The 6,243-nt window shown below is 65.3% G+C and carries 6 protein-coding genes and 1 pseudogene; 3 read left to right on the top strand and 4 right to left on the bottom strand.

Annotated elements, in window-relative coordinates; genetic code table 11:
• The 4 genes and pseudogenes from SX1_RS15740 to secB form a co-directional block, all read right to left on the bottom strand.
• Positions 1-187 (bottom strand): annotated as a pseudogene (locus SX1_RS15740) (DUF4136 domain-containing protein); the annotation flags it as partial.
• A gap of 154 nt (positions 188-341) precedes the next feature.
• The gene (gene trpS / locus SX1_RS15735) at positions 342-1,346 is read right to left on the bottom strand and encodes a tryptophan--tRNA ligase (RefSeq protein WP_019053762.1); all 1,005 of its coding nucleotides are present in this window, start codon (positions 1,344-1,346) and stop codon (positions 342-344) included.
• 7 nt (positions 1,347-1,353) lie between these two features.
• Positions 1,354-2,940 carry a murein biosynthesis integral membrane protein MurJ gene (gene murJ / locus SX1_RS15730; RefSeq protein ID WP_019053761.1) on the bottom strand — a complete coding sequence of 529 codons (1,587 nt, stop codon included), beginning with the start codon at positions 2,938-2,940 and terminating at the stop codon, positions 1,354-1,356.
• 140 nt (positions 2,941-3,080) lie between these two features.
• Positions 3,081-3,587 carry a protein-export chaperone SecB gene (gene secB / locus SX1_RS15725; protein ID WP_017181000.1) on the bottom strand — a complete coding sequence of 169 codons (507 nt, stop codon included), beginning with the start codon at positions 3,585-3,587 and terminating at the stop codon, positions 3,081-3,083.
• Between the two features lie 182 nt (positions 3,588-3,769).
• Here secB and SX1_RS15720 point away from each other — a divergent pair, with 182 nt between their 5' ends.
• From SX1_RS15720 to SX1_RS15710, 3 genes are read left to right on the top strand one after another with little or no spacing between them, the layout of a single operon-like run.
• Positions 3,770-4,423 (top strand): Tim44/TimA family putative adaptor protein, encoded by a 654-nt coding sequence (locus SX1_RS15720; protein ID WP_017181001.1) that lies wholly within the window; start codon positions 3,770-3,772, stop codon positions 4,421-4,423.
• Between the two features lie 7 nt (positions 4,424-4,430).
• Positions 4,431-5,681 carry a murein transglycosylase A gene (mltA, locus tag SX1_RS15715; protein WP_019053760.1) on the top strand — a complete coding sequence of 417 codons (1,251 nt, stop codon included), beginning with the start codon at positions 4,431-4,433 and terminating at the stop codon, positions 5,679-5,681.
• Positions 5,682-5,692: 11 nt separating this feature from the next.
• On the top strand, positions 5,693-6,232 hold the full coding sequence (locus SX1_RS15710; protein ID WP_019053759.1) for a Smr/MutS family protein: 540 nt from the start codon (positions 5,693-5,695) through the stop codon (positions 6,230-6,232).
• The last annotated feature ends 11 nt before the right edge of the window (positions 6,233-6,243 follow it).

Below are 6,243 nucleotides of genomic sequence, written 5' to 3'. Positions count from 1 at the left end.
AGCCGGAAAATTCAAGGCCACCAGCCAGTTGCGGATTGTCCGCGACGATCGTGAAACTCTGGCCGGCCGGGGCGGGGAGCTGTTGAAAGCGGGCGACGTCGGCCTTGAACGGCGTCGCGCAGCCAGAAAGCGCAGCCAGCGCCAGAGCGGGGGCCGCGAACATGCCGAACTTCTTGAAACGGGTCATTTTTCTGCGTCCTGTACCAGGCATGAAGCCTAATCAACTATGTGCGCGTTGCGATAGCAAAACGCAACTGAACATCATTTGAACGCACGAAGTAACCGAACGGGCGCAAAGCATGTTCTGTCAATTGAAGGACGTCGCCGACCCGCCAGACCCGTCAGCGCATCAGGCCCATCGCATCATAGGCCGCACGCAGCGTCGGCTCCGCCGCCGCCGCCGCCTTTGCCGCGCCCTTGTCCAGGATCGCGTCCAGCATCGCGTCGTCGGTCCGCAATTGCAGGAAGCGTTCGCGAATCGGGCGCAGCGTTTCGACCAGCACTTCGCCCAGCACCGGCTTGAACGCGCCAAAGCCCTTGCCGGCAAATTCGGCGCAGACCGCATCGGTCGTGCGGCCCGTCATCGTCGCCAATATGCCGACCAGATTGGTCGCTTCGGGACGCCCCGCCAGCCCTTCGGCAGTTTCAGGCAGCATGTCCTGATCGCTCTTGGCCTTCTTCACCTTGGCCATGATGGCGTCGTCATCGTCGGTCAGGTTGATGCGGCTGAGATCGCTGGGGTCGGATTTGGACATTTTCGCCGTCCCGTCGCGCAACGACATGATTCGCGCCGATTCCTTGGGGATGATCGGCGCGGGCAGGGTAAAGACGTCCCTGCCGAAATCCGTGTTGAACTTGGTCGCGATGTCGCGGCACAGTTCCAGATGCTGCTTCTGGTCCTCGCCCACCGGCACATGGCTGGCCTGATAAAGCAGAATGTCGGCGGCTTGCAGCACCGGATAGACGAACAGGCCGACCGACGCGCCTTCGCGGTCCTTGCCTGCCTTGTCCTTGAACTGGGTCATGCGGTTCAGCCAGCCGATCCGTGCGGTGCCGTTCAGCAACCAGCACAGTTCGGCATGGGCGGGCACGCGGGCCTGGTTGAACAGGACGGATCGGTCGGGGTCGATCCCGGCGGCGACCAGCGCGGCGGCCATGTCGCGCACGTTGCGGATGCGCTGTTCGCGCCCCTCATGCACGGTGATCGAATGCATGTCGGCCAGGAAGAAGAAGCACTGGCTCTCCGAATCCATCTCGTCCTGCATCTTCACCCAGTTGCGGATCGCGCCCAGATAATTGCCAAGGTGCAGATTGCCGGTGGGCTGGATGCCGGAAAGGACGCGCATGGATCGATTAACTCGCTTTGGGCGCACGGCGCAGGGCGCCACGCAATTCGCTGATACTATAGGCCCGGACGATCAGGGCCGCCGCCCCATAGACCAGACCGCCAATGCCGCACAACAGGCCAAGCGCGATGATGCGCTGCGTCACGCTGCCCGCCATATAGGGATCGACCAGCGGATTGAGCAGCAGCAGCGCCGCGCCCATGATCGCGCTGGCCAGGATGATGCGCAGCGCCTTGCCCCGGAAACGGGCATCCATGCGCAACTGGTCGCGGCGGTGGAGCAGCCAGTAGAGGACCAGCACATTGACCCAGGCGGCGATCGCGGTGGAAATCGCCACGCCGACATGACCGAAGGGCCAGATGAGGGTCAGATTGCCGACCAGATTGAACAGCATGGAAAACACCGCGACCCGCACCGGCGTTTTCGTGTCCTGCCGTGCGTAGAAGCCGGGCGTCAGCACCTTGATCAGGACATAGGCGGGGACGCCCAGGGCAAAGGCGGCAAGAGCGCCCGCCGCGCCGATCGTGTCGTTGGCCGTGAACGCGCCATGTTGCAGCAGTCCGCGAATGAGCGGCGTCGCCGACAGGCACAGCGCGACGGCGGCGGGCAGGGCCAGGAACAGCGCCAGTTCCATCGCCCGATTCTGGGTACGGCTGGCCGCCTGCTCATTGCCAGACCCGATCTGGCGCGAAAGCGCGGGCAGGATGGCGGTGCCGACCCCGATGCCGATGAGGCCGAGCGGCAGCTGGTTCAGCCGGTCGGCATAATAAAGATAGCTGACCGCGCCCTGTGGCAGGAAGCGGGCGGCAAGGCTGGTCGAGATCAGCAGATTGAACTGGATCGCCCCAGCGCCCAGCGCCGCCGGGCCGATCAACGACAGCAACCGGCGCACCTGGGGTGAGAGGCGCGGGCGCTGAAGCCGCAGCACCACACCCGCCCGGCGACAGGCCCAGGTCAGCCATAAAAGTTGCAGCACCCCCGACACCGTGACTGCAATCGCCTGCGTATGCGCGGTCTCGATCGGGGTAGCGCCGCGAAAGAACAGCACGGCGCCGATCATGCACAGGTTCAGCAGCACGGGCGCGGCGGCATTCACCCAGAAACGGTCGAGCGAATTCAATATGCCGCCCAGCAACGACACCAGGCTGATCAGCGCCAGATAGGGGAAGGTGATGCGGGTCAGCGTCACGGCCAGGTCGAACTTGGCCGGGCCGCCATCGGGAAAACCGCCGGTCATCGCCCAGACCACCGGCGCGGCCAGCACCATCATGAGGCCGGTGAACAGGACCAGCACCGGGAACAGGATCGACAATATCTGACCGGCAAAGGCGACAGCCGCCGCCTTGCCGCTGCCCGGCGCGTCCCTGTCCCCTTCCGCCATCGTCCGGTTGAACATCGGCACGAATACGGCGGCAAAGGCGCCTTCGGCAAACAGGGCGCGAAACAGGTTGGGCAGGCGCCAGGCGATCAGAAAAGCGTCCGACGCCAGCCCCGCGCCCAGAAAGCGCGCGACCAGCATGTCGCGCACCATCCCCAATATCCGGCTGATCAGCGTCAGCCCGCCGATGGTGGAGGTGGCTCTCAGCAGGCCCATGACAATATCTCCTCCACCCGTTCGCCCCCGATCGAGCGGGGGGGCAGGCTCTGAGCCTGTCGAAGGGCCGTCCTTTCTTGCGCAAAGACGGACAAGGCGTCGACAGGCTCAGCCCGAACGGAGGATGAGTTCATACAGGCTCAGGCGTGGCCAGCAGGCTCGCCTGCGGTCGTTTCCATCTGCTGCGCCTGTTGCAGGTACAGTGCGCCAAAGTCGATCGGGTCGAGCAGCAGCGGCGGGAAGCCGCCGTCGCGGATCGCATCGGCCAGCACGCGACGGGCGAAGGGGAAGATAAGGCGCGGCGCTTCGGCCAGCATGAAGGGCTGAACCTGGTCTTCGGGCACATTGCGCATGCCGAACAGCGCGGCATAAAGCAGTTCGACGGCAAAGGCGGTGCCCTGCGGTGCGACGGCCTTGACCTCGATCTTCAGCGACACTTCCAGCACCTCGTCACCCACCTTGTCGGCGCCGATGTTGAACTGGACGTCGATCTGCGGCTGGTCCTGCCATTGGTAGCAAGCGGGCGCGTTCGGATTCTCGAAAGAGAGATCCTTCACATATTGGCTGATCAGCGCGATCTGCGGTGCGGTATCGGCGCCATTCATCTGGCTGTTCACGGTGAAATTGGTGTCGACTTCGTCGGCCATTGTCTGTCCTGGCTTTCCCTGTTGTCCGGTGGGCGGCAAGCCCCCCTGTGCGATGACCCGCGCGCTTAGCAGGGGCGGAAGGGCAGGGCAATGCCGCGCCGTGCAACCCCCTATTTGAAGTTGTGCGCAAACATGCCTATGTTGTTCGGAACATTGTTCCCACACAAAGGGTATAGCCTTCCGTGTATGTGATTGTCATCCTCGCCATGATCGCCGGTTTTCTGGCGCTGCGGCTCTATTCCGTGCTCGGCAAGCGTACCGGGCATGAGCAGGAGCCTGCGCTGCGCCCGGCGGAGGACCGCGCCAAGGTGACGGTGCTGCAACCGCGCCCCGCCACCGAGATGTCGGGCGATTCGGTGCGTCTGGCCGATGGATTGATCGCGCCGGGGGCCGAAATGGGCGTCCGTGCGCTGATCGCCGCCGACCGCAGCTTCGACGTGCCGCAATTTGTCGATGGCGCAAAGAGCGCCTATCGCATGGTGCTGGAAGCCTTCTGGCGCGGCGATCGGGATGAAATCGCCTGGTTGTGCGACGACGATGTGCGTGCCTCGTTCGAGGAGGCGATCGCCGCCCGCGAGGCGGAGGGTCATGTCCTCGACAACCGGCTGGTCCGTATCGAAAAAGCCCGGATCGTCGAGGCGTCGGTCGATGGCCGGATCGCGCAGGTTGCGCTTCAATTCGAAGCGGACATCGCCGCGATCACCCGCGACAAGGACGGCAATGTCGTTGCCGGATCGATGACCGACGCGATCGGCACCAACGACATCTGGACCTTCACCCGCGACATTCGCAGCGCCGATCCCAACTGGAAGCTCAGCGAAACCGACGAGGCGTGATCGCAGCATGAATTTTCGGCATAGGGCGGGCGCGCTGATGGCGGCGCTGGCACTGTCCGCCTGCGCGGGCGGCATGATCCCGCCCTCCGCCGGCGGCCCCGCTCCGTCGCGTCCCGTGCCGTCGGGTACGGCCACGCGCCCTGCGCCTGCTGTCCCGCGTCCGACCTTGCCGGTCGAAATGCCTGCCGATCCGGCGATGGACAGCAGCACCGCCGCGGGCCTTGGCGTCACGCGCGGCCCTGACATCGCCAGCCTGATCCCGTCGGGCGAACGATCGCGGCTGGCGCTCGAGGCCTTCCGCATATCCTGCCCCACGCTGATGCGCCGCACCGACCAGAGCGGCCTGACCAAGGGGTCCGACTGGAACAATAGCTGCGCGGCGGCGGCAAGCTGGCCCGAAGCATCGGCCAGCGAATTTTTCTCCCGCTATTTCGAAGCGGTGCAGGTGGGCACCGGCACCGCCTTCGTCACTGGCTATTATGAGCCGGAAATCGCGGGATCGCGCACCCGTCAACCTGGCTATGAGGTTCCGATCTATCGCCGCCCGACCGACCTGATCGACGTCGATCTCGGCCAGTTCAGTGACGCTCTGAAAGGCCGCACGATCCGCGGCAAGGTGTCCGGCACCAAATTCATCCCCTATGACGAACGCGCCCAGATCGTGGCGGGCTCGCTTGCCGGACGCGGGCTGGAACTGGCCTGGGCGGCTGATCCGGTCGAGTTTTTCTTCCTTCAGGTGCAGGGCAGCGGGCGTCTCAACCTGCCCGACGGCAGCGTCATGCGGATCGGCTATGACGGGCAGAATGGCCGCGACTATAGCGGCATCGGCAAGCTGATGAAGGATCGCGGCCTGATCCAGGTGGGGTCGATGCAGGACATCATGGCCTATCTGCGCGCCAACCCGGTCGAGGGCGCGGCGATCATGAATGAAAACAAGAGTTTCGTCTTTTTCCGCGAACTGACCGGCGCTGGACCGATCGGCGCTCTTGGCGTGCCGGTGACGGCGGAGGCGACGGTGGCCGCCGATCCCAAATTCATTCCGCTGGGCGCGCCGGTGCTGCTTTCGCTTGATCGGGCCGAACCCAATGGCGTGTGGATCGCGCAGGATACTGGCGGCGCGATCAAGGGAGCCAATCGCTTCGACAGTTTCTGGGGCGCAGGCGCGCGGGCGCGGGGCATTGCCGGTGGCATGTCGGCGCGCGGCAGCGCGTTGGTCCTGCTGCCGATCGGTTCGGCGGCGCGCCTCGCAAGGCCCTGACCGGTCGTCCGATGGCGCGGCGGCACCTGTCCCCTGATGAAGCCGCGCTCTGGACCGCGCTGACCCGATCGGTCCGGCCGATCCGGCCGCATGGCCGCGTGATGCCAGCGCTCCCGACGCAGCCAGTGGCCGTCACGCCCAAAACAGGGTTAACGCCGCCGCTGCGGCAGACGCCGACCCCGACCCCCGTCGCGGTGCGTACCCCGGCCGCCGTGCTCGATACCGGCTGGGAAAAGCGTATTCGCGGCGGCACGATCAGCCCGGACATGAGCATCGACCTGCATGGCCACAGCCTGTCGGCGGCGCATGTCCGGCTAAATCAGGCGATTGCATCGGCGCTGGCGCGCGACGCCCGCGTCCTGCTTGTCGTCACCGGCAAGCCGCCCAAAAACGCAGCGGATGGCGCTTCGCGGCGCGGGGCCATCCGTGGCGAAATCGGTCATTGGATCGAAACCAGCCCCTATGCCGACCGTATCGCCAGCGTGCGCGTCGCTCATCCGCGTCATGGCGGCGACGGTGCGCTCTACCTTGTTTTGCGGCGCAAAAAATAACGCCATCCCCC

This window comes from Sphingobium xenophagum NBRC 107872 (assembly GCF_000367345.1).
Lineage (GTDB): Bacteria > Pseudomonadota > Alphaproteobacteria > Sphingomonadales > Sphingomonadaceae > Sphingobium > Sphingobium xenophagum.
This window is presented reverse-complemented; position numbering and strand designations above follow the sequence as displayed.